This is a genomic window from Pseudomonas sp. Bc-h, from assembly GCF_002080045.1.
GTDB lineage: Bacteria > Pseudomonadota > Gammaproteobacteria > Pseudomonadales > Pseudomonadaceae > Aquipseudomonas.
Genome location: NZ_MUIN01000021.1, coordinates 1 through 23603, shown reverse-complemented (window position 1 = coordinate 23603; position 23603 = coordinate 1). Strand labels below are relative to the sequence as shown.

Annotated in this window: 22 protein-coding genes; 5 read left to right on the top strand and 17 right to left on the bottom strand. The window is 61.7% G+C overall.

What is annotated here, in order from left to right; translation table 11 throughout:
• The first annotated feature begins 83 nt into the window (after window positions 1-83).
• From BWR59_RS31335 to BWR59_RS31325, 3 genes are read left to right on the top strand one after another with little or no spacing between them, the layout of a single operon-like run.
• Window positions 84-833, top strand: coding sequence for a gluconate 2-dehydrogenase subunit 3 family protein (locus BWR59_RS31335; RefSeq protein ID WP_081569551.1), 750 nt, complete (start codon window positions 84-86; stop codon window positions 831-833).
• A 2-nt stretch (window positions 834-835) separates the two neighbouring features.
• Window positions 836-2611 carry a GMC family oxidoreductase gene (locus BWR59_RS31330; protein WP_081569550.1) on the top strand — a complete coding sequence of 592 codons (1776 nt, stop codon included), beginning with the start codon at window positions 836-838 and terminating at the stop codon, window positions 2609-2611.
• 12 nt (window positions 2612-2623) lie between these two features.
• Entirely contained in the window at window positions 2624-3985 is a 1362-nt protein-coding gene (locus BWR59_RS31325) for a cytochrome c (protein ID WP_081569549.1), read from the top strand.
• 148 nt (window positions 3986-4133) lie between these two features.
• Here BWR59_RS31325 and BWR59_RS31320 read toward each other — a convergent pair whose 3' ends face one another.
• The 7 genes from BWR59_RS31320 to BWR59_RS31290 all read right to left on the bottom strand — a co-directional run bounded on the left by BWR59_RS31320 (window position 4134) and on the right by BWR59_RS31290 (window position 10745).
• Window positions 4134-5366 carry a sugar MFS transporter gene (locus BWR59_RS31320; protein ID WP_081569548.1) on the bottom strand — a complete coding sequence of 411 codons (1233 nt, stop codon included), beginning with the start codon at window positions 5364-5366 and terminating at the stop codon, window positions 4134-4136.
• A 160-nt stretch (window positions 5367-5526) separates the two neighbouring features.
• Complete coding sequence (locus tag BWR59_RS31315) at window positions 5527-5877, bottom strand: L-rhamnose mutarotase (RefSeq protein ID WP_081569547.1); 351 nt, start codon at window positions 5875-5877, stop codon at window positions 5527-5529.
• The gene (locus BWR59_RS31310) at window positions 5874-6650 is read right to left on the bottom strand and encodes an SDR family oxidoreductase (RefSeq protein ID WP_081569546.1); all 777 of its coding nucleotides are present in this window, start codon (window positions 6648-6650) and stop codon (window positions 5874-5876) included. The genes BWR59_RS31315 and BWR59_RS31310 overlap by 4 nt, the downstream gene beginning before the upstream one ends.
• Window positions 6647-7528, bottom strand: a complete 882-nt coding sequence (locus tag BWR59_RS31305) for an amidohydrolase family protein (protein ID WP_081569545.1) — start codon at window positions 7526-7528, stop codon at window positions 6647-6649. The genes BWR59_RS31310 and BWR59_RS31305 overlap by 4 nt, the downstream gene beginning before the upstream one ends.
• Before the next feature lie 208 nt (window positions 7529-7736).
• Window positions 7737-9014, bottom strand: coding sequence for an L-fuconate dehydratase (locus tag BWR59_RS31300; protein WP_081569544.1), 1278 nt, complete (start codon window positions 9012-9014; stop codon window positions 7737-7739).
• Between the two features lie 68 nt (window positions 9015-9082).
• The gene (locus tag BWR59_RS31295) at window positions 9083-9928 is read right to left on the bottom strand and encodes a fumarylacetoacetate hydrolase family protein (protein WP_081569543.1); all 846 of its coding nucleotides are present in this window, start codon (window positions 9926-9928) and stop codon (window positions 9083-9085) included.
• A 76-nt stretch (window positions 9929-10004) separates the two neighbouring features.
• On the bottom strand, window positions 10005-10745 hold the full coding sequence (locus BWR59_RS31290) for an SDR family oxidoreductase (RefSeq protein ID WP_081569542.1): 741 nt from the start codon (window positions 10743-10745) through the stop codon (window positions 10005-10007).
• 236 nt (window positions 10746-10981) lie between these two features.
• Between BWR59_RS31290 and BWR59_RS31285 the strand changes: the two genes are divergently transcribed.
• Window positions 10982-11743 carry a FadR/GntR family transcriptional regulator gene (locus BWR59_RS31285; protein ID WP_081569541.1) on the top strand — a complete coding sequence of 254 codons (762 nt, stop codon included), beginning with the start codon at window positions 10982-10984 and terminating at the stop codon, window positions 11741-11743.
• Window positions 11744-11919: 176 nt separating this feature from the next.
• On the opposite strand, the gene BWR59_RS31280 is transcribed toward BWR59_RS31285, so the two are convergent.
• From BWR59_RS31280 to BWR59_RS31230, 10 genes are all read right to left on the bottom strand, one after another.
• Window positions 11920-12753, bottom strand: coding sequence for an oxidoreductase (locus BWR59_RS31280; RefSeq protein WP_081569540.1), 834 nt, complete (start codon window positions 12751-12753; stop codon window positions 11920-11922).
• A 109-nt stretch (window positions 12754-12862) separates the two neighbouring features.
• Window positions 12863-14188 (bottom strand): MFS transporter, encoded by a 1326-nt coding sequence (locus BWR59_RS31275; RefSeq protein ID WP_143491000.1) that lies wholly within the window; start codon window positions 14186-14188, stop codon window positions 12863-12865.
• A gap of 427 nt (window positions 14189-14615) precedes the next feature.
• Window positions 14616-14921, bottom strand: coding sequence for a hypothetical protein (locus tag BWR59_RS31265; protein WP_081569537.1), 306 nt, complete (start codon window positions 14919-14921; stop codon window positions 14616-14618).
• A gap of 112 nt (window positions 14922-15033) precedes the next feature.
• Window positions 15034-15771, bottom strand: a complete 738-nt coding sequence (hutC, locus tag BWR59_RS31260; RefSeq protein ID WP_081569536.1) for a histidine utilization repressor — start codon at window positions 15769-15771, stop codon at window positions 15034-15036.
• Window positions 15771-16607: an amino acid ABC transporter ATP-binding protein gene (locus BWR59_RS31255; protein WP_230982133.1), complete on the bottom strand. Its 837-nt coding sequence runs from the start codon at window positions 16605-16607 to the stop codon at window positions 15771-15773. Before BWR59_RS31255 ends, hutC begins: the two co-directional genes overlap by 1 nt.
• A 78-nt stretch (window positions 16608-16685) precedes the next feature.
• On the bottom strand, window positions 16686-17357 hold the full coding sequence (locus BWR59_RS31250; protein WP_081569534.1) for an amino acid ABC transporter permease: 672 nt from the start codon (window positions 17355-17357) through the stop codon (window positions 16686-16688).
• The gene (locus BWR59_RS31245; protein WP_081569533.1) at window positions 17354-18013 is read right to left on the bottom strand and encodes an amino acid ABC transporter permease; all 660 of its coding nucleotides are present in this window, start codon (window positions 18011-18013) and stop codon (window positions 17354-17356) included. Before BWR59_RS31245 ends, BWR59_RS31250 begins: the two co-directional genes overlap by 4 nt.
• Before the next feature lie 228 nt (window positions 18014-18241).
• Entirely contained in the window at window positions 18242-19078 is an 837-nt protein-coding gene (locus tag BWR59_RS31240; RefSeq protein ID WP_081569532.1) for a transporter substrate-binding domain-containing protein, read from the bottom strand.
• A gap of 104 nt (window positions 19079-19182) precedes the next feature.
• Window positions 19183-20559 (bottom strand): FAD-binding oxidoreductase, encoded by a 1377-nt coding sequence (locus BWR59_RS31235; RefSeq protein ID WP_081569531.1) that lies wholly within the window; start codon window positions 20557-20559, stop codon window positions 19183-19185.
• Between the two features lie 4 nt (window positions 20560-20563).
• Window positions 20564-21751, bottom strand: coding sequence for an alpha-hydroxy acid oxidase (locus BWR59_RS31230; RefSeq protein WP_081569530.1), 1188 nt, complete (start codon window positions 21749-21751; stop codon window positions 20564-20566).
• Between the two features lie 380 nt (window positions 21752-22131).
• Between BWR59_RS31230 and BWR59_RS31225 the strand changes: the two genes are divergently transcribed.
• Window positions 22132-23112, top strand: coding sequence for a 2-oxoglutarate and iron-dependent oxygenase domain-containing protein (locus BWR59_RS31225; RefSeq protein ID WP_081569529.1), 981 nt, complete (start codon window positions 22132-22134; stop codon window positions 23110-23112).
• Window positions 23113-23603 lie beyond the last annotated feature (491 nt).

Here is a 23603-nt window from a genome sequence, read left to right as displayed (position 1 = left end):
TGCTCGCAGCGCCTGGTGATCCATAAGAAGAAAACACAAGAAAAACGAAGCACACCCGTGTTCAGTCTCAGGAGAAGTGAACGATGTTCGATGACGACACCTCCCCGGCGCGCCGCGATTTTCTACGCAAGTCGCTGACGCTCATTCCCGTCGTAACCCTGGCCAGTGCCGGCCTTCCTTCCAGCACATTCGCCCAGACCCCAGCCAGCGATGCCAAACAAAGCGGCTCCGTTTTGCCCGCCGTACCCGCTGGTGACTACAAACCGACCTTCTTCACCCCCGAAGAATGGGCGTTTGTGATTGCCGCCTGTGATCGCCTGATCCCTTCCGACCACGTCGGCCCGGGCGCCGTCGAGCTGGGCGTTCCCGAGTTTCTTGATCGCCACATGCAGACGCCGTACGCCAATGGCGGCATCTGGTACATGCAGGGGCCGTTCCTCGAAGCCGCGCCGGAATTCGGTTATCAGGGCCGCTTGAACCTGCGCGAAACCCTTCGCATCGGCATCAAGGCCATGGACGCCAACTGCAAGAAAACCTTCTCCGGCAAAGTCTTCGCCGAGCTGTCGCAGCCCCAGCAGGAAGAACTGCTCAAGGCCGCCGAGGCCGGCAAGCTGGCGCTGGAGGACATCTCATCGAAGCTGTTTTTCACCAATCTGCTGAACGAGGTGCGCAACGGCTATTTCGCCGACCCGTCCCACGGCGGCAACAAGAACATGGGCGCGTGGAAAATGATCGGCTATCCCGGCATGCGCGCTGATTACATGGACTGGGTCACGGTGCGCGACAAGCCGTACCCGCTACCACCGGTCGATCTGGCCGGACGGAGGGGTTAAGCATGGCGAACGCAAAACCGAAAGTGGACGCCGTGATCGTCGGCATGGGCTGGACTGGCGCGATTCTGGCCAAGGAACTGACCGATGCCGGTCTGCACGTAGTGGTGCTGGAGCGCGGCGCTGATCGCGATACTCAGCCTGATTTCGCTTATCCGAAAGTGGTCGATGAGCTGGAAGGCTCGGTGCATCGTCGCTACCTGCAAAGCCTGTCCCAAGAGACTGTCACTGCACGGCACAACCTGACATCGACCGCTGTGCCCTATCGCCAGATGGGCTCGTTCAAGCCGGGCACTGGCGTGGGCGGCGCGGGCAGTCACTGGTCTGGCTGTCACTTCCGTGCGCTGCCGGAAGACTTCAAGTTGCGCAGCAACGTCGAGCAGCGTTACGGCGCGAAATTCATTCCGGATGACATGAGCATTCAGGATTTCCCGGTCAGCTACGAAGACCTCGAACCGCATTTCGATCACTTCGAATACGTCTGTGGCACGTCGGGCAAGGCCGGTGTGATCAGCGGCGTGAAGCAGGTCGGCGGCAACCCGTTCGAAGGCTCGCGCTCCCGTGAATTTCCGTTGGGGCCGAACCCGAACTACCTCGGCGCCGAGATGTTCTACAAAGGCGCTCGGGAAATGGGTTGGGACCCGTATCCGATTCCGGCGTCCAACGCCTCGGCGCCTTACGTCAACCCGTACGGCTGCCAGATGGGGCCGTGCAACGCCTGCGGTTTCTGCAGTGACTACGGCTGCCTGAATTACTCCAAGGCCAGCCCCAACATCAGCATTCTGCCGGTGCTCCGCCAGCGCAAGAACTTCGAGCTGCGCACTCACGCGCAAGTGCTCAAGGTCAACCTGGACAGCGACGGCAAGAAGGCCACCGGGGTGACATACCTCGACGCCCAGGGCCGTGAAGTCGAGCAGCAGGCCGACCTGGTGTTGCTGTGCGCGTTCTCGCTGTACAACGTGCACCTGATGCTGCTGTCCGGCATCGGCAAGCCTTACGATCCGCAAACCGGCGAAGGCACGGTCGGGCGCAATTACTCCTACCAGAACCTCAACCGCGTGGTGCTGTTCTTCGGCAAGGAAGTGCAAGCCAACCAGTTCATCGGCATCGGCGGCGCCGGGACCACGATGGACAACCTCAACGGCAACCAGCTGGACAACGCCAAGGCCGGGTTCGTCGGCGGCGGCATCATCTGGGCACGTCAGCCGGGCGCAGGGCCCGTGCGCGGCATCAACGTGCCGCCGGGCACGCCGAACTGGGGCACGGCCTGGAAACAGGCGGCCAGCGATTCGTTCCGTCACTCGTTCTATTTCGAAGTGCAGGGCGCCTGCATGTCCTACAAGCAGCATTACCTGAGCCTGGATCCCACCTACAAGGACGGCTTCGGTCGGCCATTGCTGCGCATGACCTTCGACTGGCATGACAACGAAGTGAAAGCCTCGCAGTTCCTGGTGGGCAAGGCGCTGGAGATGTCGAAGATCCTCAACCCGACTGCCCTGGCCGGTGACGCCAAGAAGCCGGGCGAGCACTACAACATCACCAAGTACCAGAGCACCCACACCTGCGGCGGCGCGATCATGGGCAGCGATCCGAAGACCTCGGCGCTGAACCGTTATCTGCAATCGTGGGACGTGCACAACGTGTTCGCCATCGGCGCCAATGCGTTCCCGCAGAACAACGGCTATAACCCGACCGGCATGGTGGGCGCGCTGGCGTACTGGTCTGCCAAGGCCATCCGCGAGCAGTACCTGAAAAACCCCGGCCCGCTGGTTCAGGCATAAGGAGAAACGATCATGAAAAAGTTTCTCTTGAGCCTGATTTCACTGGCGGTGGTGGTATTCGTTGCGTTGCTGGCCTTTGCGCTCTGGCCAACGACCACGCCAACGCTTGCCGCTGCCAAAGATGCTGATCAAGCCGCCTTGATCGAGAAGGGCCGTTATCTGGCTGACGCCGGTGACTGCACCGCGTGCCACACGGCAAAAGGTGGCAAACCGTTCGCCGGTGGCCTGCCGATCGCATCGCCGATCGGCACGCTGTACAGCAGCAACATCACGCCTGACAAGGCTTCCGGCATTGGCAGTTACTCGCTGGAAGACTTCGACCGCGCGGTACGCCACGGCATCGCCGCCAACGGCAGCAGCTTGTATCCGGCCATGCCATACCCGGCTTACGCGCGGACCAGCGATGACGACATGCGGGCGCTGTATGCGTACTTCATGCATGGCGTCGCGCCGGTGTATGCCGACAATCGCGCCAATGACGTGCCGTGGCCGTTGTCAATGCGTTGGCCGCTGGCGATCTGGCGCAAAGTGTTCGCACCCGCGCCGCAAACGGTCGCTTTCGATGCCAGCCGCTACAAGGACCCGCAGATCGCACGCGGTGCCTATCTGGTGCAGGGGTTGGGGCACTGTGGCAGCTGTCACACGCCACGTGCGCTGACCTTGCAGGAAAAAGCGCTGGATGAATCGGGCGAGGCGTTCCTCGCGGGTGGTCCGGTGATCGATGGCTGGCTGGCGGTCAATCTGCGGGGCAATCCTGCGGATGGTCTGGGCAGCTGGAGCAACGACGACATCGTCGCCACGCTGCGCAGCGCGCGCAGTGCCACCCACGCGGTACTGGGCGGGGCGATGGGCGATGTGGTGGTTCATAGCACCCAGCACCTCAATGACGCCGACCTGCAAGCCGTCGCCGCCTACCTGAAAAGCCTGCCGCCGACCCAGAATCAGGTGTCGAGCTTCAAGGCTGATCTGGCAACCGCCAAGGCGCTGGCAGCCGGGCAGGAAGGCAGTCGCGGCGCCGAGCTGTACGTCGACAACTGCGCGGCCTGCCACCGTACCAACGGCCAGGGCTACGAGCGGGTGTTCCCGAAAATCGCCGGCAACTCGTCTGTGCTCTCGGAAGATCCGGTGTCGATGATCCGGCTGGTGTTGGCGGGCAGTAAATTGCCGTCTACCTCGACCGCACCGTCGGAACTGGGCATGCCCGGGTTCGCCTGGCGACTGTCGGATGAAGAAGTGGCGCAGCTGCTGACCTTCATCCGCAGCAGTTGGGGCAACCAGGCGCCTGCCGTGAATGCCGAGGAAGTGACGAAACTGCGGGCGACCCTGCCCAAGGAATCGCCAGCGGTGAGCCGCACAGATATTGCCAAGCCTTGAGCCGGGTGATTTTCTGGATAGGTGAATGACCCGTGGGAGGGAGCTTGCTCGCGAACAGGCCGATACATCTGACGCACATGTGGCGTCTGAACGTCGGTCTTCGCGCGCAAGCTCCCTCCCACGGATGTGTGTCGTTTGGTCTTTCGCGTCAGACGTTCTGACCGCGCAACCCGCTTTTCCCATAAAACGCCACCACCACAAAGCACCCCAGCGGCAGCAGGTACGCCAGCGCCGTCGAGAAGTGATCCGCCACCAACCCCATGAAATATGGCATCAACGCGCCGCCGACAATGGCCATGATCAGGAACGAGCTGCCGCGTTTGGTGTGGGGGCCAAGGTTTTTCACGCCCATGGCGAAGATGGTGGGAAACATGATCGACATGAAGAAAAAGATCGCGATCAACGCCACCACCGACACGCTTTCAACCCCACTGACCACCACCGCACACAGTGCGACGTTGATCCACGCGTAGGTCATCAACAGCCGTTGCGCAGGGATACGCCCCATCAGCCAGGTGCTGAAGAAACGCCCGCCCATGAAGCAGATCATCGCCACCGAGAGCAGATAGGCCGCCGTCTGGCTGGTCATGTTGGCCCAGTGTTCGGTCACATAGTTGATGAAGAACGCACCCACGCCGACCTGCGCCGCCACGTAGAAGAACTGCGTCACCACGCCGCCAACGAACTCGCGATGCTGCCAGAGCGTCTTGCTGTCGTGGCGCTGGATGGTCGATTCCTGCTCCCGCAGATCGGGCATCGGCGTGCGGGCGAAGAGGGCGGCGACCAGCAACACGATCACCGCGATGACCACATAAGTGGTCTGCAGGGAGCTGTTGTCGCTCCCGGCATTGGCACCGCCGAAGAACAGCATGCCGCCGAGCAGCGGGCCGACGAACTGGCCGAGACCGTTGAACGACTGCGCCAGGTTCAGGCGGCGTTCGGCGCCTTTCGGGTCACCCAGCACCGTAGCGTAGGGGTTGGCTGCGGTTTCCAGACAGCCAAGGCCCAGCGCGATGACGAACAGCGCGAAGAGGAAGAAGGGAAAGCTCGCGGCATTGGCGGCGGGCATGAACAGCAGAGCCCCGGCGGCATACAGACACAGGCCCAGGAGAATCCCGGCCTTGTAGCCGAAGCGATCCATCAGCAGGCCGGCGGGCAGCGCGATGATGAAATACGCGCCGAAGTACGCCGCCTGCAACAGCCCGGACTGCGCCTTGCTGACGTGCAGGGTTTCCTGGAAGTGTTTGTTCAAAACATCGAGCAGGCCGTACGACAGGCCCCAGAGGAAAAACAGACTGGTCACCAACATCAACGCCACGCGCACTGAAGGTACGGCGGGGCGGTACAGCCGGGTTTCGACTTTCGTGTCTTTGGTCAACATGACGCTCTCCTTTTGTTTTTGTTGGCGGGAGGGAGCTTGCTCGCGAATGCGCGATGTCAGTCATTGCTGCTCTGTCTGAACAGACGCCATCGCGAGCAATTCCCTCCCACAGGGGAATGCATCCAGCCTGAGAATGTTGGGGGTGTCTGGCATGAGCCAATCAAAGCGGCTGTTGCGCCAGACTGAAAATCCGCTCCATCGGCTGCCATTTATTACCCGGCTCGGTCCACGGCGTCGGCTTCTGGAAGGCCCACATCAGGTCTTCCCATTCCTGCACCTTGGGGTGTTCGGCGCTGGCTTTATCCATCTTCTCGGCGCTGAAGCCGGGCGCGGTTTCCATGACCATGAACAGCCGCGTACCCAGCCGCCAGATCTGCATGTCGAGCACCCCCTCATGACGCAGGTGATGGGCGATCTCGGGCCAGATGCGTTGGTGCAGGCGCTGGTACTCGGCGATCAACGCCGGGTCGTCGACCAGATCCAGCGCCAGGCAAAACCGTTGCGTGCTCATGTCAGCGCCCGGTCCAGATGGGTGTAGCCACCGTCCACCACCAGCCATTGCCCGGTGGTGTGCGACGCGCGCGACGACAGCAGGAACAGCACGCTGTCGGCGATCTCCTGAGGGGTGGTCATGCGTTGGCCCAGGGGGATTTTTTCGACGATCTTCGCCAGCTTCGCCTCGGGGTCGTCAAAACTCGCAATCCAGCGCTCATACAAGGGTGTCATCACCTCTGCGGGAATCACCGCATTGACCCGCACCCCGTCGCTGAGCAACGACGCCGCCCACTCGCGGGTCAGTGACAATTGCGCGCCTTTGGAAGCGGTATAGCCGCTGGTGCCGCCTTGCCCGGTGAGCGCGGTTTTGGAGCCGATATTGACGATGGCTCCCCGGCTCGCCTTCAACGCGTCGACGCACAAATGGGTCATCAGGTAGTAGTGGATCAGGTTCTTTTCCAGCGACTCGATGAAGGCGCTGCGCCCGGCCTCAAGACCCACGTTGTCGTTGACCCCGGCGTTATTGACCAGACCATCGATATGCCCGAAGCGCCCGATCACCTCGCTGACGGCGGCGGCACAGCCGGCTTCGTCACGCAGCTCGACTTGCACGAACAGGCTCTGCGGCTGGCGCTTGTCCAGTTCTGCTGCGAGTCCGGCGGGCAAGGGCTGGTTGGCGAAGATCACCGGGATCGCGCCTTCTTCGGCCAGGCCCAGGGAGATGGCTGCGCCGATGCCGGAGCCGCCGCCAGTGACGATGATGACTTTGTCTTGCAGATGCAGATTCATGGGCAGTTTCCTTGCAGGCCATAAAGGCGAATGGCGGTGCCGCCACCAATTGCCGCCTGTTCATCGGCGGACAACTCGTGGAGGGCACTTTCGAGCAGGCGATGAACGTCGCTATAGCTGCCGGCTACCTGACACACCGGCCAGTCGGAGCCGAACATCAGCCGTTGCGGGCCGAACAGCTCCAGTGCGAGGTAGAAGTACGGCAGCAATTCCACGGGGCGCCACTGTTGCCAGTCAGCCTCGGTAATCAGGCCGGAGAGCTTGCAACTGACATGGGGCAGGGCGGCCAGTGGGGCGATTCGGTCGGCCCAGGCGATGGGGTCTTCCTGAGAGAGGTCAGGTTTGCCGAGGTGATCGAGGATGATGTGATGTTCGTCGTGGCGTTTGCAGAAATCGGCAGCGGCATGCAGATCGGCGTCCTTGATCAGCAGGTCGTAGACCAGGCCGCGGGCTTGCAACAGGCTGACACCTCGGGCGAACACCGGGTCCTGCATGAACAGCGATGGCGACGGTTCGTCCTGAATCTGATGGCGAATGCCGACCAGTTTGCGGTTGTCGCTCCAGCCTTCCAGTTGCCGTTCCAGATCCGTAGCCCGCAGGTCGACCCAGCCAACCACGCCAAGCACCCACGGGTATTGATCCGCCAGCGCGAGTAAAGCATCGGTTTCATGCCGGCTGTGCCGCGCCTGCACCGCGACACAGCCGGCAATGCCGTGCTGATCGAGCAACGGCTTCAAATCATCGGGCATGAAATCGTGACGCAGGGCGCCGTGGCGATCATCGATCCACGGGTAGTCTTGCGCGCGGTAACGCCAGAAATGCTGATGGGCATCCACGCGCAACGGCGGCGGTGGATGCCGAGTATCTTGGGACGACATTGTTGTTGTACTCCGTCCGTTTGTGACTGGCTCAACGCGTCCCATTGTGGGAGGGAGCTTGTTCGCGAAGGGGCCGAGGCAATCCATACCTATGCGTCGGATGTACAGGCTTCTTCGCGAGCAAGCTCCCTGCCACAGAGATTCGTATCTCGTCAGTAACAGCTGTGTTGCCTAGAGGAAATGCGTTTCGTCAGGACTCAAGAGATTGTCACCCCCGATACGCGTACTGCTTCCTCGACGCCTCTTTCATCTGGATCGAGAACCCCGGCGCGGTGGGTGGCATGTATGCCGCATCGCGAATCACGCACGGGTCTTCGAAGTGCTCGTGCAGGTGATCGACGAACTCAACGACCCGGCCTTCGTGGGTGCCGGCCAGGCACAGGTAGTCGATCATCGACAGGTGCTGCACGTACTCGCAGAGCCCCACGCCACCGGCATGAGGGCACACCGGAAGCTGGTATTTCGCGGCCATCAGCATCACCGCCAGCACTTCGTTGACCCCACCCAGACGGCAGGCGTCGATCTGCACCACGTCGATGGCTTCGCGCATGATCAGCTGCTTGAAGACGATGCGGTTCTGGCACATTTCGCCGGTCGCCACCTTTACCGGCGACACGCCCAGACGAATCTTGCGATGACCCTCGACGTCGTCAGGACTGGTGGGTTCTTCGATGAACCACGGCTTGGCGAACGACAGCTCGCGGACCCAGTCAATGGCCGCGTCGACTTCCCAGACCTGATTGGCATCGATCATCAGATGTCGGTCCGGGCCGAGCACTTCGCGGGCGATGCGCACGCGGCGAATGTCGTCCTGCAGGTCGCGACCGACCTTGAGTTTGATGTGCGAAAAACCGCCGTCCACCGCCTCCTGACACAGCCTGCGCAGCTTGTCGTCGGGGTACCCCAGCCAGCCGGCGGAGGTGGTGTAGCAGGGATAACCCTCGGCCTTCAACGACTGCAAGCGCTCGGCTTTGCCTTGGGCACGATCACGCAGCAGGGCCAAGGCTTCGTCCGGCGTGATGCAGTCGGTGATGTAGCGAAAATCGATGCAGCGCACCAGTTGTTCGGGGCTCATGTCGGCCACCAGTTGCCACACCGGTTTGCCTTCGGACTTGGCCCACAGGTCCCATGCGGCGTTGACCACCGCGCCGGTCGCCAGGTGAATCGCGCCCTTGTCCGGGCCGATCCAGCGCAACTGGCTGTCGCTGGTGACATGGCGCCAGAAGCGGCCCATGTCTTCGGCGATCCACTCAAGCTTCAGGCCGACCATCACGCCGGACAGCGCCTTGATCGCCGCGCAGCAGATCTCGTTGCCACGGCCGATGGTGAAGGTCAGGCCGTGGCCTTGCAGGGTCGGCTGATCGGTTTCAAGGATGACGTAGGCCGCCGAGTAATCCGGGTCGGGGTTCATCGCGTCGGAGCCGTCCAGGGACAGCGACGTGGGGAAACGAATGTCTTCAACGCGCAGGGCGGTGATGGTGGTCATGGCGGGTCCCTTTGGAATTGTTGTGGGGCAGGGAAAGACCTGCGGATCGCCGCAGGTCTTTTGCCGGGTCAAGCATCGACAGTCAGTTGCTCCTGCTCGCCCAGCCCTTCGATACCCAGACGCATGCGCTGACCAGCGCGCAGGAACACTGGCTCCGGCTTGATGCCCAGACCCACGCCCGGCGGGGTGCCGGTGGAAATCACATCGCCCGCTTGCAGGCTCATGAACTGGCTTAAGTAGCTGACCAGTTTCGGGATCTGGAAAATCATCGTGCGGGTGTTGCCATTCTGGTAACGCTTGCCGTCCACTTCCAGCCACAGATTGAGTTGATGCGGGTCGTCGATTTCGTCCTTGGTCACCAGCCACGGCCCGGTCGGCCCGAAGGTGTCGCAGCCCTTGCCCTTGTCCCAGGTGCCGCCGCGCTCGATCTGGAACTCACGCTCGGACACGTCGTTGATAACGCAATATCCGGCCACGTGTTCCATGGCGCTGGCTTCGTCGATGTAGCGTCCGCCCTTGCCGATGACCACGCCCAGCTCGACTTCCCAGTCGGTCTTTTTCGAGTTGCGCGGGATTTCCACGTTGTCGTTGGGGCCAACGATGGCGCTGGTCCACTTGTTGAAAATGATCGGCTCTTTGGGGATGTCGGCGCCGGTTTCGGCGGCATGGTCGGCGTAGTTGAGGCCGATGCAGATGAACTTCCCGACCTGGCCCACACAGGCACCGATGCGCGGGTTGCCCTTGACCAGCGGCAGGCTCGCCGGGTCGAGCGCTTTGAGTTTTGCGATGCTTTCGGGGCTGAGCGCGACGCCTGAGACGTCGTCGATGAATTCCGACAGATCGCGAATCCCGCCATCCTTGTCCAGCAGGGCCGGGAGTTCTTTGCCGGGTTGACCGTAGCGCAGCAGTTTCATGGGTTGTCCTCTCACGTGAAAATAAATTCTGAAACAGGTGTCGATCTCTGATCTGACGACCGGGTGCAGCCAGGGGTCAGTTACTCCACCCGCCATCGATGATCTGCGCCGTGCCGGTGGTGAATCCGCTGGCCGACGAGCCGAGATACAGCGCCAATTGCGCGATCTCTTCAGGGGTGCCCAGACGCCCCATGGGCTGACGCGCCTCGAACGATGCATACACCTGGGCCTCATCGCGATGCTCGCGAGCTGCCTGGTCGGCCACCCGCTGGCGCAGCGACGGGGACTCCACAGTGCCGGGGCAGATGCAGTTGCAGCGGATGTTCTGACCGACGAAGTCGGCGGCCACCGAGCGGGTAATACCAATCACGGCAGCCTTGCTGGCGCAGTAGGCAAAACGATTGGGGACGCCCTTGATCGCCGAAGCCACCGACGACATGTTGATGATCGAGCCGCCACCGTTGGCGAGCATCGCGGGCAAAAATGCACGGATAATCTTGTACATGGCGGTGACGTTGAGGTCGAAGGCGAAGCTCCAGTCTTTGTCGGAGCATTCGAGAATGTTGCCGCTGTGCACCACGCCCGCGCAGTTGAACAGCACGTCCAGCGCACCGATCTCGGCAGCCAGGCGCTCGATGGCGGCGTGGTCGGTGACGTCGAGGACGTGTTTGTGTACGCCTTGCAGGCTGTCCAGCGCGGCGCCGTTGATATCGACGGCGAAGACTTCCGCGCCCGCATTCAGGTAAGCCTCGACACTGGCTTGACCGATGCCTTGGGCGGCGGCGGTGATGAGCACTCGCTTACCGGTGAGGTCCATGATGAATCCCTTGTTTTTATAGTGAGACGACCGATGTGTCAGGTCTAATGGTCAGGCCATTGGAGGCGCAGTGAGTGAAGCTCGGGAGCAAGCCCAACCCCGAGAGGTTTGCTATCATCCGCTCACTGCAGCGATCCAATGGTCAGGCCATTGGTCCTGTTTTTAGCACTTGTACCGGACCTCAACAAGGTCATTTTTTTGCCGCATCGCAATCTTCATTTTCGAGCTGAGTTCCAATGCCTATCCAAGCAATTGATAATCAAAGGCTTTATCGCCAGATCGCCGATCAGCTGCGAGCGCTGATCGACAGCGGAGAATTTCCGCCGGGCAGTCGGCTGCCGGCCGAGCGCGAACTGGCCAAGCTGCTTGGCGTGAGTCGTGCCTCGGTGCGCGAGGCGATGATCGCGCTGGAAGTCATCGGGCTGGTGGATGTGCGGGTGGGCAACGGCGTGCTGGTCTGCGAACCGCCGGTGCAGTCGCTGTCCGATGAGCCGGTGATGAAGCAGGCGACTCGCGATCAATGGAAGGACCCGGATCCCGAGCTTGGCATCGAGGTGGATTTCAGCGCAGAGATTCCGCCGTTTGCGCTGTTGCAGGCGCGGCGCCTGATCGAGCCGGAAGCCGCAGCACTCGCCGCTGAGAACGCCAGTGATGACGAACTTGAGGCGATCCGCGAAGCCTTCGAGCGCAACGGCCGGGACAACCGCGAACACTCCCATACTCATCCGGGGGATCGCCTGTTCCACATCCGCATCGCCCAGGCCTCGGGTAATCCCGCCTACGCGCTGATGATCCAGCACTTGCTCGGGCATCAGTACGGCAGCATGTTCCAGCGTCTCCAGGCGCACTACACCTCCGACGACATGCCGTTCCGCTCCGAGCACGAGCACCGGTTGATCTTGCAAGCACTGGAAAACCGCGACCCGAACGCCGCGCGGCAGGCGATGGCGGATCACCTGGATGAAGTGATCCGGATCTTCAGTCGGGGTGGAGTGTGAAGGCGCTGCGCTTTTTATAAATCCCAGTGATGTCGCGGCGTACGCGAAAATCGTGGGAGGGAGCTTGCTCGCAAAGGCATTTGCCCATTCAGCCCCCTCAGTGACTGCCAGGCATCTTTCGCGAGCAAGCTCCCTCCCACAGATACCGTGGTCCGGTCAGGAAACAGCGTGCCAAATCACCCATCCGTAGACCGCGTCACCCCTTCCCACGCCGCAATCTCGGACTCCAGCAACGCCAACTTGTCGCGCACCAGCTTCAACGCATCGCTGCCCAACAACAGGTGCGCAGGCGGGTTTTCGCTGTCGATCAGCTTCAGCATCGCATTCGCGGCTTTCACCGGATCACCGATCTGCTTGCCGCTGCGCTCTTCGCGGGCTTTGCGAATCGGGTTGAAGCTTTCGTCATAATCGGCGATCTGCCGCGGGGAGCGTTGCATCGAACGCCCGGCCCAATCGGTACGGAACCCACCCGGTGCAACAGCGGTGACATGCACGTTGAACGGTTTCAGTTCTTTGCCCAACGCCTCGGAGATCCCCTCCAGGGCGAACTTGCTGCCGTTGTAGTAGGCGATCCCCGGCATGGTGATGAAGCCGCCCATCGACGTGATATTGAGGATGTGGCCTTTGCGCCGCTGACGGAACAGCGGCACGAATGCCTTGGTGATCGCCACCGCGCCAAACACGTTGACGTCGAACTGGCGACGCAGTTCGTCCAGCGACGACTCTTCGAGAATGCCTTCGTGGCCGTAACCCGCGTTATTGACCAGCACATCCACCGGGCCGAACGCCTTGTCGACGTCGTTTATCACGCTGTCGATGGCGTCGAATTCTGTCACGTCCAGCAGCACGCCATGGGCACGGCCCTCTGCCTGTGCTTCGAATTCGGCCAGCGCTTCCTGGGTGCGCAGGGTGCCGATGACCTTGTGCCCGGCGGCCAGTGCCTGAGCGGCGAGCGCCTTGCCAAAGCCACTGCTGACGCCGGTGATGAACAGGGTTTTTGTCGTACTCATGTCGTTTCCTCGCGAGGCGGGTGTCGTTGCTTGATCACACCATGTTAGGAAGCTTGGGCTGCAAAACGCTGTACCAGTTCTCCGGGATGCTTGCCTGATCCTGCAAGGCTCAGACCTTCGGGTTCGCCGTGTTCTTCGTCACCAAGCGCATTCCACTGGCCACACTGCCCACCGCCGCGAAGCCGGCACCGATGCTCAACGCCAGCACCGGTCCGTGTTCGCTGGAAATCCCGAAGCTCAACGCCACCAGCGCCGCGCCAGTCGCCTGGCCGATCAAACGCGCGGTAGCGATGGTGCCGCTGGCGCCGCTGGAGCGTTCTTTCGGGGCGCTGGTCATCAGGGCTTTCTGGTTCGGCGCCTGGAAAAAACCGAAGCCGATGCCGCAGAGAATCATCCGCGCGGCGATGGAAACCACGCTCGCGTCGGCGGGCATGGTCGCCAGCGAAATCATCCCTGCGCAGAGAATCGCCAACCCGATACCGCCGAGCAGGCCCGGCGCGTAACGGTCGGACATGCGCCCGGCGAACGGCGCGATGATCGCCACCACCACCGACCACGGCGTCATCAGAAAGCCGGTCTGCACCGGGTCCCGACCCAGCGTGGTTTCGAAGAAGAACGGCAGTGAGACGAACGCCAGACCTTGCGCCGCGAACGAGCAGAACGCGGTCAGGGCCGACAGCGCGAACATCGGACGCTTGAGCAGGTCCAGCGGAAACATCGGCGCCGGATGCCCAGCCTCGCGCTTGAGCATCGCTGCGCCACCGATCAGGAACACCGCCAGCGCGATCAATACGCTGCTCATCGAAGCCAGCTGCGCGGCTTGGCTCAGGGCGAAAATCAGCGCGCCAAAGGTGATGACGTTGAGGATCGCGGTGCCGCGGTCAAAGGTCAGGCTGCCGGGCTTGGTCGCAGGCAGCGAGTTCCAGGCGAACACCAGGGCGAAGATGCCGATCGGCAGGTTGATCGCGAACAGCCACGGCCAACTCGCCACCGACAGCACCAGCGAGGCGATGGTCGGGCCGACCGAAAATGACACGCCGACCACCAGCGCGTTCATGCCCAGACCCCGACCGAGGCGCTCGTGGGGGAAGATCGAGCTGATGAGGCCGGCGTTGACGCTCATGATCGCGCTGGCGCCCAAGCCTTGCAGCACCCGGGCGATGGTGAGTGTCGGCAGCGACCAGGCGAAGGTGCACAGCGCCGAGGACAGCACGAACAGAATCAAGCCGCCGAGGTAGACCTTGCGCTGGCCCAACACACCGCCCAGTGCGGCGAGGGGCAGCAGCGTGGCGACGGCGGCGAGTTGGTAGGCATTGATAATCCACACTGAGGCGGCGGGGGAGGCGTTGAGGTCGGCGGCTATGGTGGGCAGTGCGGTGTTGGCGATGGCGGTATCGAGGGTGGCCAAGGCGATAGACAGAAGAATCGCCACCATGCCGCGAAATTCGCGAGGGGTGAGCTTATCGTTGACGCGCGGGGAATCCTGAGTGGTGGGCTGGACCATTATCGACAACGCTCCGGGAGAAACTGCAGGCAGGTCTGCATGCACAGACGAAAGCGTGATGGTGCCGGTTTGTTAGGGGGCTATGCAATGGGCAGAAGCCTGATTTTGAGCGGATGGAACGGCTTTGCAGCGAGTTTGGATGACCCACGAATTACTAGGTTTGCTCAATCTGGAAGGAGCAGTCTGCTGTCGATATTGGCGTTGATGCGGTGCTCTGGCCTGCGCTGCATCCGTAAGAGGGAGCTTGCTCGCGAAAGCGTCTTGTCAGTAGCCACTTCTGTGCCAGACAAAATGTCTTCGCGAGCAAGCTCCCTCCCACAATGGTTCCAGGTATTGGTCCAGATCAGGTAGTTGACCATCAGCCCCCGGGCGTATCGATGTCCTGATCAGTTTCACCGGTCTGGCTTTCTTCCTTGGTTTTGTCCGGCGACTTATGTTCTTCAGGCTCGAAATCCGGAGTAAAGCTGTTCTCTCCCGACTGATTGCCATTGTTCTCCTGGCTCTGGGCGCCGTTGTTATTCTGGCTTTGAGAGCCGCTCTGGCTTTGCGAGTCGCCCTGATTCTGCGCAGGCGTCTTGTCATGGCCCATGCCGTTGTCCGGGGTATCCGGATCGATGGCAGGGTCGTTGCGATCGGTGGTTTGCTGGTTGTCTTGGGTAGCCATATGCACCTCTTCTCTACGCCCGATTCACCGGGGCTTACAGATATCGAGGGCAGGGCGACGCAGGCGTTCGATGAATCTGCTGACCGGCTGTCCCTGATTCGCCGAGAGGTCCTCAGCTGTCGCGGTTTGCGCCGGTCACTGGCAGGCGGCTGCCGAGCCGGTAACGTGACGAGGGATGCACCAGCCGCACATAGGTGACCACCCGGCCGCTGTTCCAGGTGCGGCGCATCAGCACCAGACAGGGTTCGCTGGCATCGATCTGCAGGTATTTGAGCTCGTCGGCGGAAGGGTGACTGGCCTCGACGATGTGTTCCATTTCGTCCGGCTGGATGATCTGTAACAGGTAGCGCGCCGATTGCAGTGCATCGCCGAAGGGTTGCTGAAGGAACTGCGGCGCGGTCTGCGGATTGACGTAGCGGTCTTCCAGTTGCACTGCCACGTCTTCCTCGTAATGCACGCAGAGCAGATGAAACACCGAGGCGCCGGTGGGTAACGACAGGGCAGAGGCAATCGGCATCGAGGCAGCTTCGCGTGCCAGATGCAGCACCTGACAACGATAGCGATGACCGCGAGCGAGGATCTCGTCGGCGATGTTGGTGATGTGCAGCAGGTTCGATTGCGGCTTGCTCTCGGCGACAAAGGTGCCAACCCCGGAGACCCGCAACAGACGGCCTTCTTCGGTGAGTTCGCGCAGCGCCCGATTGACCGTCATGCGCGACATGCCCAGTTCCAGCACCAGCCGGTTTTCCGAGGGAATCAGGTCGCCCGGCTTCCATTCGCCAGACGCCAGCTTGCCGTGCACGAAGTCCTTCGCCTTGCGATAAAGAGCTTGGGGCGCCGGTTTGTCCATCACAATTGGCTGGCCTCTTTGCCGTCCTGCCAGAACGCATTGCGGTCCAGATAGTTCTGCAAAAACTGCTGCAAGCGCGGCTGTTGGGCGTTATGGAAAATCTGCTGCGGTGTGCCCCGCGCGACCACTTCACCCTGATCGAGGAAGATCACCGAATCGGCCACCTGGGCGGCAAAGCCCATCTCGTGAGTCACCACGACCATGGTCATGCCTTCTTTGGCGAGGGTCTTCATCACCTGCAGCACTTCGCCGACCAGCTCCGGGTCCAGAGCAGAAGTCGGTTCGTCGAACAGCATGATGTGCGGTTCCATCGCCAGCGCCCGGGCAATCGCCACGCGCTGCTGCTGACCGCCTGACAACTGCGCGGGGTACACATCTGCCTTGTGCGCCAGACCCACCTTGTCGAGCATCGCCATGCCGCGCTTGTTCGCCTCGTCAGCCGACAGTTTGCGAACCCGGCGCAGGGCTTCGCAGACATTGCCCAGCGCCGTCATGTGCGGCCACAGGTTGAACTGCTGAAAGACCATGCCGACGTTGCGCCGCACCTGATTGATCTGCGACTGCGGCGCGCGCTTGCGGCCCTTGTCGGTGTCCTGCCAGCCGAGCAACTGACCTTCGATGCGAATCTCGCCTTCGTCGTATTCCTCGAGAAAGGCCATGCTGCGCAGCAAGGTACTTTTGCCCGAGCCGGAAGGGCCTATCAGGCACACCACTTCAGAGCGCTGCACGTGCAGGTCGATGCCCTTGAGCACGCGCAGGTTGCCGAAGCTTTTGCCGACCTTGCTCAGCGACACGATGGTCGGCTGCTCGCCGGGCGCTGTTGCAGACGTCTTCATGCTTTCACCTTGTTTCTCGCGTGTGTTGGCGGACACGGCGCCGCTGGGTATCAGGATGCTGTTCATGGGGTGGCTCCCTTATCGTGGTTGCTTGTTCATGAAGCGGCCGACACGGGTTTCCAGCAGCATGCCCAGCCGCGAACACAGCTCCACCAGAATCAGGTAACCGACGCACAGCATCAGCAGCGTTTCGACAAAGGCGAAGGTTTCCGAGCCGATACCGGTCAGCACCATGGTCAATTCCGGAATGGTGATGATCGACAGTACGGCGGTTTCCTTGCACAACACTGTGATCATGTTCACCAGCGCCGGGAGAATGATCACCAGCATCTGCGGCACCTGAATCCGCCAGATGCATTGCAGGCGAGTGATGCCAAGGCAGTCGGCGGCTTCCAGCTGACCGCGTGCTACCGACTCGAACCCCGAGCGGAAGATCTCGGCGAAATACACGCTGCCATAAACGCCCAGGCCCAGGATGCCGGCGGGAATCGGGTCGAGGCTCAGGCCGAATGAAGGGCCGCCGTAATACACCAGAAACAGCTGCACCAGAAACGGCGTGCTGCGGATCAGCTCGATGAACACTCGAAGCGGGGCGCGCACGAAGTGGTTGCCGAACACCTGGGCCACGGCGATCAACATGCCGATCGCGATGCCGAGCACCACGCCGCTGCTCCAGGTGCCGAGGGTGACCATGAAACCCGAGGCGATGTCGCCCAGGTGATCGGTGATGATTTTCGGATCGAAGATCATGCGCTCTGCTCCTTCAACCGACGTTCAAGCAGGCTGCCGCAATACGCCAGCGGTATGTTGATCAGGCAGTAGAAGCCGGCCAGCATCAGGTAGTCCTGCACAAACATGTAATCGCTGGCAGCGAGGTTTTGCGCGGTGCGGGTCAGGTCGGCCAGGCCCACCACCGAAACCAGCGACGACGCCTTGATCAGCAGGATCATTTCATTGACCAGCGCCGGCAGCGTGAGGCGCACGGCCTGGGGCACGCGGATGCGGATCAGCATCTGGCTGGCGCTCAGTCCCAACAGGCCTGCCGCTTCCAGCTGACCGCCGGGGATCGCGAGAAAACCGCCGCGCATGATCTCGGCGATGTAGGCGCCGGCGGCCAGCGACAGACCGATGATCGCCGCCACCGTGGGCGAGACATTGGGCAGGCCGATACGCGGCAGGAAGTAATAGATGAACAGCAGTTGCACCAGCAGCGGAATGCCGCGGAACACGAAAATATAGGCACCGCCCAGACGGCGGAGCAGGGGAATCGGCGACAGCCGCAGGCTGCCGACGATGATGCCGATGACGAACCCGATCGCCAGCGCGGCGATGGAAACCTGCAACGTCACCCACAGGGCGCCGAGCAATAAAGGTGCGTTCTGCTGCAGCAATGGCCAATCGAACACGGTGTGACTCCAGCTTTGGATCGACGCTTTTTCAAGGATTCGGTTGCCCGGTCATGCTCGACCTTGAGCATCACCAATAACGCCTGTGGGAGGGAGTTTGCTCGCCAAAGCGGTGTATCAGCCAGTGCGGTGGCGACTGTCATGACCCCTTCGCGAGCGAGCTCCCTCCCACAGGTTCGGGTCGTTCCAGATACCCGGAACGACCCCGGCAATGCGAGGATTGGCGGTTTACCAGGTCGGTTCGAAATCACCCTTCGGCACGTCCATCTCGGCGCCCAGCCATTTCTTCTGCAGGGCTGCCAGGCGGCCGTCGGTATGCATCTTGTCCACCGCGGCATCCAGCGCGGCGATCAGGCTGTCGGCGTCGGCATCCTTGCGGCCCAGGTAGGCGAAGTAGGATTTCTTGCCGAACGGCGGCTGCACCACTTTGTACAGATTGGCTTTCTGCGCCGCGACGTAGGAGATGTTCGGCAGCGAGTTGGCGACTGCGACGATGCGCTTGGCTGCCAGATCCGCGTACGCCTGGTTGTTGTCGACGTATTCGCGAATGGTCACCTTCTCCGGCAGGGTCGCAGCGAAGGTTTTCAGCTCTTCCAGCTGCGCCGAACCCTTACCGGCACCGACGGTTTTACCGGCGATGTCCTCAGGTTTCTTGATGCTGTCGTCCTTGGCACCGACCATCAGCGCCACAGTGGCTTCGGCAATGGGCGAGACAAAGTGATAACGCTCTTTACGCGCCTTGGTGACGATGATCGGCCCTGCGACCACGTCGAACTTCTTCGCCTCAAGGCCTGGCAGCACGCTCGGCCATGGCAGGTCGAGGAACTTGATCTTGACCCCCAGTTCCTTGCCCAACTCTTCGAACAGCTCGGCGTTCAGGCCTTTCTGTTTGCCTGCATCGAGGAAGTCGAACGGGGCGAATTGCATTTCGGTACCGACAACCAGTTCACCGGCTTTCTTCACGTCGGCCAGTTGGTCGGCGTGGGCCGCCAAAGGCAACAGCGCTAGAGCCGCAGTGATGCTCAGGCTTTTGAACGTCCTGCTGAACAGAGAATCGAGTTGCATGGGGTAACTCCTTCAGGTGCAGTGTTGTCGTCGTTATGTGGGGCAGAGGTGTCGCAAGTGCTGCAGTTAGCGTGCCATACCGGTATATACAACTCCCTTGCGGTTCAACCGAAGATCTTCCCCGGGTTGAGAATGCCCTTGGGGTCGAAACCGCGCTTGAGCTCGGCCATGGTCTGCAAGGCTTCGGCGCTCACCGAATGATGCAGGAACTCGCGCTTGAGCAGGCCGATGCCATGTTCGGCGGAAACCGCGCCGCCCAGTTCACCGACGGCGCTGTACACCAGTTCTTCTATTTCATAGACAGGCGCCGGTTGCGGCAGCGAGTTGCAGTCCACGGTCAGGTGCAGGTTGCTGTCGCCAATGTGGCCGAAATACACGCTGCGGTTACCCGGCCAGCGCTGCTCCAGGCGTTCGCGGCACAGCTCGGCAAAATCGCCGATCTGGCCGATGGGCAGGCTGATGTCGAAATTCAGGGGTGCCAGTCGCACCGGGAATTCGCCAGTCGCTTCGCGGATCTTCCACAGGCTGCGGGCCTGGGTGTGTGAGGTGGCAAGGATGGCGTCGACCACTTCGCCCGCCTCGATGGCCGCTTCCAGCGTTTGCTCCAGCGCGTCGCTGGCGGCCGAGGACTCCAGCAGCACATACAGCGGGTGATGATCGGGCATCGGCGCGACGGGATTTTCCAGCCACGACACACCCATGCGAAGGAAGTCCTGCCACATCAGTTCATAGGCCTGCGGCGTGCCGGCGCTGCGCTGAATTCTGCGCAACAGAGCCACCGCGCTTGTGTAGTCGGGGAGGGCACAGAGCAGGGTGGTGGATTGTCCGGGCTGCGGCGCCATCTTCAATACCGCGCGGGTAATCACCCCAAGAGTGCCTTCACTGCCAATGAAGCACTGTTTCAGGTCATAACCGCAGTTGTTCTTGATCATCTTGTTCATCAGATTCAACACGCGGCCGTCGGCGAGAACGACTTCCAGGCCCAGCACCAGATCGCGGGTCATGCCATACCGAATCACTGCGTTGCCACCGGCGTTGGTGGCGATGTTGCCGCCGATCTGGCACGAGCCGCGGGCGCCAAGATCCAGCGGGAACAGAAAGCCTGCGTCGGCCACGGCCTGCTGAATCTCCTGAAGGGTGGTTCCGGCCTTGACCGTGACGGTCGCGGCGGCCGGGTCGATTTCTTCAATTCCGCGAAGACGATCCAGCGACAGAGCAATGTCGGTCGAGCGCGGGACTGCGCCGCCGGCCAGGCCGGTCATGCCGCCTTGCGGGACCACCGATTGCCCGGCGGCGTTGCAGATGCGCAGGGCGATGGACACCTGTTCGGAGTCTTTCGGCAGGATCAACGCGGCGGGGCAAGTCGGGGCATGGTGGGTCCAGTCGCTGTAATGCCGCTGGCTGATCGCGTCTGCGGTCAGCACCTGCGCCTCGCCCAGTGCCTTGCGTAATTGGTCGATGGTCTGCTGCACGTCGCTCATGGGTTCAGCTCACGGAAAAGGTGGCGTCAGGCTGTCGGCTGGCGCGCAATTGATTCAGGTCGGGTTGGCCGAGCAAGGTCAGGGCCAGGCGCAATTCGTTGCTCAGCAGATCCAGTGCATGACCGGCACCGGCCTGACCGCCGACCGCCACGCCATACAACGTGGCGCGGCCCAGCAGCACAGCGTCGGCGCCCAATGCGCAGGCCTTGAGAATGTCGGTGCCACGGCGAATGCCGCTGTCCAGGATGATGCTCAGCTTGCCTCTGGCAACCTCGACAATGGCGGGCAGGCAATCAAGCGTGGCGGGCACGCCGTCCAGTTGCCGGCCGCCATGATTGGTGACGACGATGCCATCCAGACCAAGCTTCACCGCGTGCTCGGCGTCCTGCGGATGCATGACACCCTTGAGCAGCAATCGGTGGGGCCAGCGTTCACGCAAGCGGGCGAGGAAATCCCAGCTCAGGTGTTTTTCCATTTTCTCGCCGATGAAGTGCGCGGCCCCTGCGGCATTGCGTTGATCTGCCGGCAGGTAACGGTCGAGATTGGCCATGCTTGGCATGCCGTGTGGCCATAGTGCTTGCTTGATCCAGCGCGGATGACGCAGCACGTCGAGCTTGTTGCGCAAGCTCAGCTGACGCGGGCGGGCGAAGTTACGTTTGTCCCATTCACGATTGCCCAGCAGCACGGCGTCGGTGGTCAGCAGCAAAGTCTTGCAGCCCACGGCTTCGGCTCGCTGCAGCAAGTCTTCCTGCACTTTGGGGTCAGTCATGCTGTACAGCTGAAACCACAGATTGACGTCGGGCACGGCCGCGACGATCTGCTCCATGGAACTGGTGGAAACCGTGCTGAGGGAAAAGGGCAGGCCGCGCTCGGTGGCGGCGCGGGCCAGATGAACGTCGGCGTCGCGGTGCAACATACCGTTGTAGCCAGTGGGGGCGATGGCCATGGGCAACGCCTGCTCACGGCCGAACAGGGTGCGGCGGGTGTCTGGTGTCTCCCAGGGAACCAGCGTGCGGGGCAGCAGGCTGACCTCGGCGAACGCCTGTCGATTGCGCCTCAGGGTGAGTTCCTCCTCGGCGCCGCCCTCCAGGTATTCCCAGGCGAAATGCGGCAACCGTCGTCGGGCCATGTGGGCCAGTTCGGCAATGCTGTGCGCACGAAGAAAGTCGGGACCGGCATGATAACGACGCATGAAAATCCTTGGGCGAGCTGTATAGACAGCTGAGGCAAGATGCAGGCCAGATCGGTCTCGCTCGCCAGTGCTTGGTGCAACGCGCAAGTTGTAGGAACAGTGCCTGAGCGATGTCACCAAAAGTTGCACCGATTGAGGCCGCCGTGCCCGGTGCTGGGGCGTGTGGAAACCCGTTCGAACACAGATGGCATTCCCCTGTAAGAGGAACCCTGCTCGCGACGACACCGGTTCATTCCCCGGATAACTGGCGGATGGACTGGCCTCTTCGCGAGCAAGCTCCCTCCCACAATGGCTGCGCCCGGCTTGAGACCGTAGCCCGGCACACTAAATGCTTCACCTGTCTATACAGCTGGCCCGACTTTACCTCGACAGGAGCTCGCATGACCGTTCACAGCAACCCTTCATCCATCAGTCTTCCCCTGATCGACATGGCGGGTGTTCGAGAAGGCGACCAGGCCGCGATCCTCCGCGCCGGTGAAGCGATTCGCAAGGCCTGCGGCGAAACCGGGTTCTTCTACATCATCAACCACGGCGTACCGCAGAGCGTGATCGACACGGCGATGGCCGCCGCCAAGACCTTTTTTGCCTACCCCGCCGATGTGAAGCGCCAGGTCGCGGTGAACAAGCGTCATCGTGGCTGGCATGCGTTGGGCGGTGCGCTGATGTACGAAGCGACCAAGCCGGATTTCAAGGAATTCTTCAGCATGGGGCTGGAGCTGCCGGAAGACGATCCGTGCGTCGTGGCAGGAGAGGCCTTGCGCGGGCCGAACCAGTGGCCGGGTTTCATGCCTGAATTGCGCATGGCGCTGGACGCCTATTACGAAGAGATCGGCCTGGCCGGGGCTGACTTGCTCAAGGCGGTGGCGGTAGGGCTGGGGATCGAGCCCGGATTTTTCGAACCGAAATACGGCAAGCGTTTGCAACGCACGCAGATGGTGTACTACCCGCCGCATCCGCCAATGGCCGAAACCGATCAGTTCGGCGTCGCGCCGCATACCGATTACGGCTGCATCACCTTGCTGTATCAGGACAATAGCGGCGGCCTGCAAGTGCGTGAGCTGGGCAGCAACAGCTGGATCGACGCCACCCCCGTCGAAGGGAGTCTGGTGGTCAACGTCGGCGACTTGCTGGCGCGCTGGTCCAATGACCGGTTCCGTTCCACCTTGCACCGGGTGATCAATAAGTCCGGGCATGAGCGTTATTCCATCGCCACGTTTTACGACCCGACTTATGGCGCCGTGGTTGATCCGTGTGATTTGGGGGTCAATGCGGCGACGAGTCTTTATCCGCCGGTGGCGGCGGGGGATTACATTCTCAAGCGGATCGACGATTCGATGGCGTATCGCAAGAAGGCGCAGTGATTGAGGTGTATTCCTGGTAAGGCGTCTGGCTAACGCCAGACCTGTTTCGCTTTCGGCGAGTTACTTGAAAGCCGGAATGCCGTGTGTGGCGTCCGAACTGTCGCGCGCTTAGAAGCAGGTTCAAAAGCCAACGTGGTTTTGGGTTGTTACGCGATCCCTGTGGGAGACGCCGGAGGCCACGACGGCAGCGAAGCGGTGGGTCAGTGATGAAGTTGTCTACTGACCTACCCCTATCGTCCGACCGCGGCCCGGGCTGTCGACGGCAGCGAAGCGGTGGGTCAGTGATGAAGTTGTCTACTGACCTACCCCTATCGTCCGACCGCGGCCCGGGCTGTCGCACAGCTTCCACAGGGTTTCGTGTGCAGCTGGAAATCTGGATACGCCACCTGATTTCGGCGCGGCTGATACGGCTCTGGCTAACGCCAGACCTGTTTCGCCTCCGGCGAGTTACTTGGAAAAGCACCCCAAGTAACCAAGGGTGCTTGCTCCTG

Bases quoted from the DNA above. Each gene is read 5' to 3' on its own strand.
- BWR59_RS31290 (WP_081569542.1), bottom strand. From the start codon at position 10,745: ATGGACCTCACCGGTAAGCGAGTGCTCATCACCGCCGCCGCCCAAGGC.
- BWR59_RS31240 (WP_081569532.1), bottom strand. From the start codon at position 19,078: ATGCAACTCGATTCTCTGTTCAGCAGGACGTTCAAAAGCCTGAGCATC.
- BWR59_RS31325 (WP_081569549.1), top strand. From the start codon at position 2,624: ATGAAAAAGTTTCTCTTGAGCCTGATTTCACTGGCGGTGGTGGTATTC.
- BWR59_RS31255 (WP_230982133.1), bottom strand. From the start codon at position 16,607: ATGAAGACGTCTGCAACAGCGCCCGGCGAGCAGCCGACCATCGTGTCG.
- BWR59_RS31275 (WP_143491000.1), bottom strand. From the start codon at position 14,188: ATGGTGGCGATTCTTCTGTCTATCGCCTTGGCCACCCTCGATACCGCC.
- BWR59_RS31310 (WP_081569546.1), bottom strand. From the start codon at position 6,650: ATGAATCTGCATCTGCAAGACAAAGTCATCATCGTCACTGGCGGCGGC.
- BWR59_RS31295 (WP_081569543.1), bottom strand. From the start codon at position 9,928: ATGAAACTGCTGCGCTACGGTCAACCCGGCAAAGAACTCCCGGCCCTG.
- BWR59_RS31305 (WP_081569545.1), bottom strand. From the start codon at position 7,528: ATGTCGTCCCAAGATACTCGGCATCCACCGCCGCCGTTGCGCGTGGAT.
- hutC (WP_081569536.1), bottom strand. From the start codon at position 15,771: ATGGACAAACCGGCGCCCCAAGCTCTTTATCGCAAGGCGAAGGACTTC.
- BWR59_RS31285 (WP_081569541.1), top strand. From the start codon at position 10,982: ATGCCTATCCAAGCAATTGATAATCAAAGGCTTTATCGCCAGATCGCC.
- BWR59_RS31265 (WP_081569537.1), bottom strand. From the start codon at position 14,921: ATGGCTACCCAAGACAACCAGCAAACCACCGATCGCAACGACCCTGCC.
- BWR59_RS31320 (WP_081569548.1), bottom strand. From the start codon at position 5,366: ATGTTGACCAAAGACACGAAAGTCGAAACCCGGCTGTACCGCCCCGCC.
- BWR59_RS31225 (WP_081569529.1), top strand. From the start codon at position 22,132: ATGACCGTTCACAGCAACCCTTCATCCATCAGTCTTCCCCTGATCGAC.
- BWR59_RS31315 (WP_081569547.1), bottom strand. From the start codon at position 5,877: ATGAGCACGCAACGGTTTTGCCTGGCGCTGGATCTGGTCGACGACCCG.
- BWR59_RS31235 (WP_081569531.1), bottom strand. From the start codon at position 20,559: ATGAGCGACGTGCAGCAGACCATCGACCAATTACGCAAGGCACTGGGC.
- BWR59_RS31250 (WP_081569534.1), bottom strand. From the start codon at position 17,357: ATGATCTTCGATCCGAAAATCATCACCGATCACCTGGGCGACATCGCC.
- BWR59_RS31330 (WP_081569550.1), top strand. From the start codon at position 836: ATGGCGAACGCAAAACCGAAAGTGGACGCCGTGATCGTCGGCATGGGC.
- BWR59_RS31335 (WP_081569551.1), top strand. From the start codon at position 84: ATGTTCGATGACGACACCTCCCCGGCGCGCCGCGATTTTCTACGCAAG.
- BWR59_RS31280 (WP_081569540.1), bottom strand. From the start codon at position 12,753: ATGAGTACGACAAAAACCCTGTTCATCACCGGCGTCAGCAGTGGCTTT.
- BWR59_RS31230 (WP_081569530.1), bottom strand. From the start codon at position 21,751: ATGCGTCGTTATCATGCCGGTCCCGACTTTCTTCGTGCGCACAGCATT.
- BWR59_RS31300 (WP_081569544.1), bottom strand. From the start codon at position 9,014: ATGACCACCATCACCGCCCTGCGCGTTGAAGACATTCGTTTCCCCACG.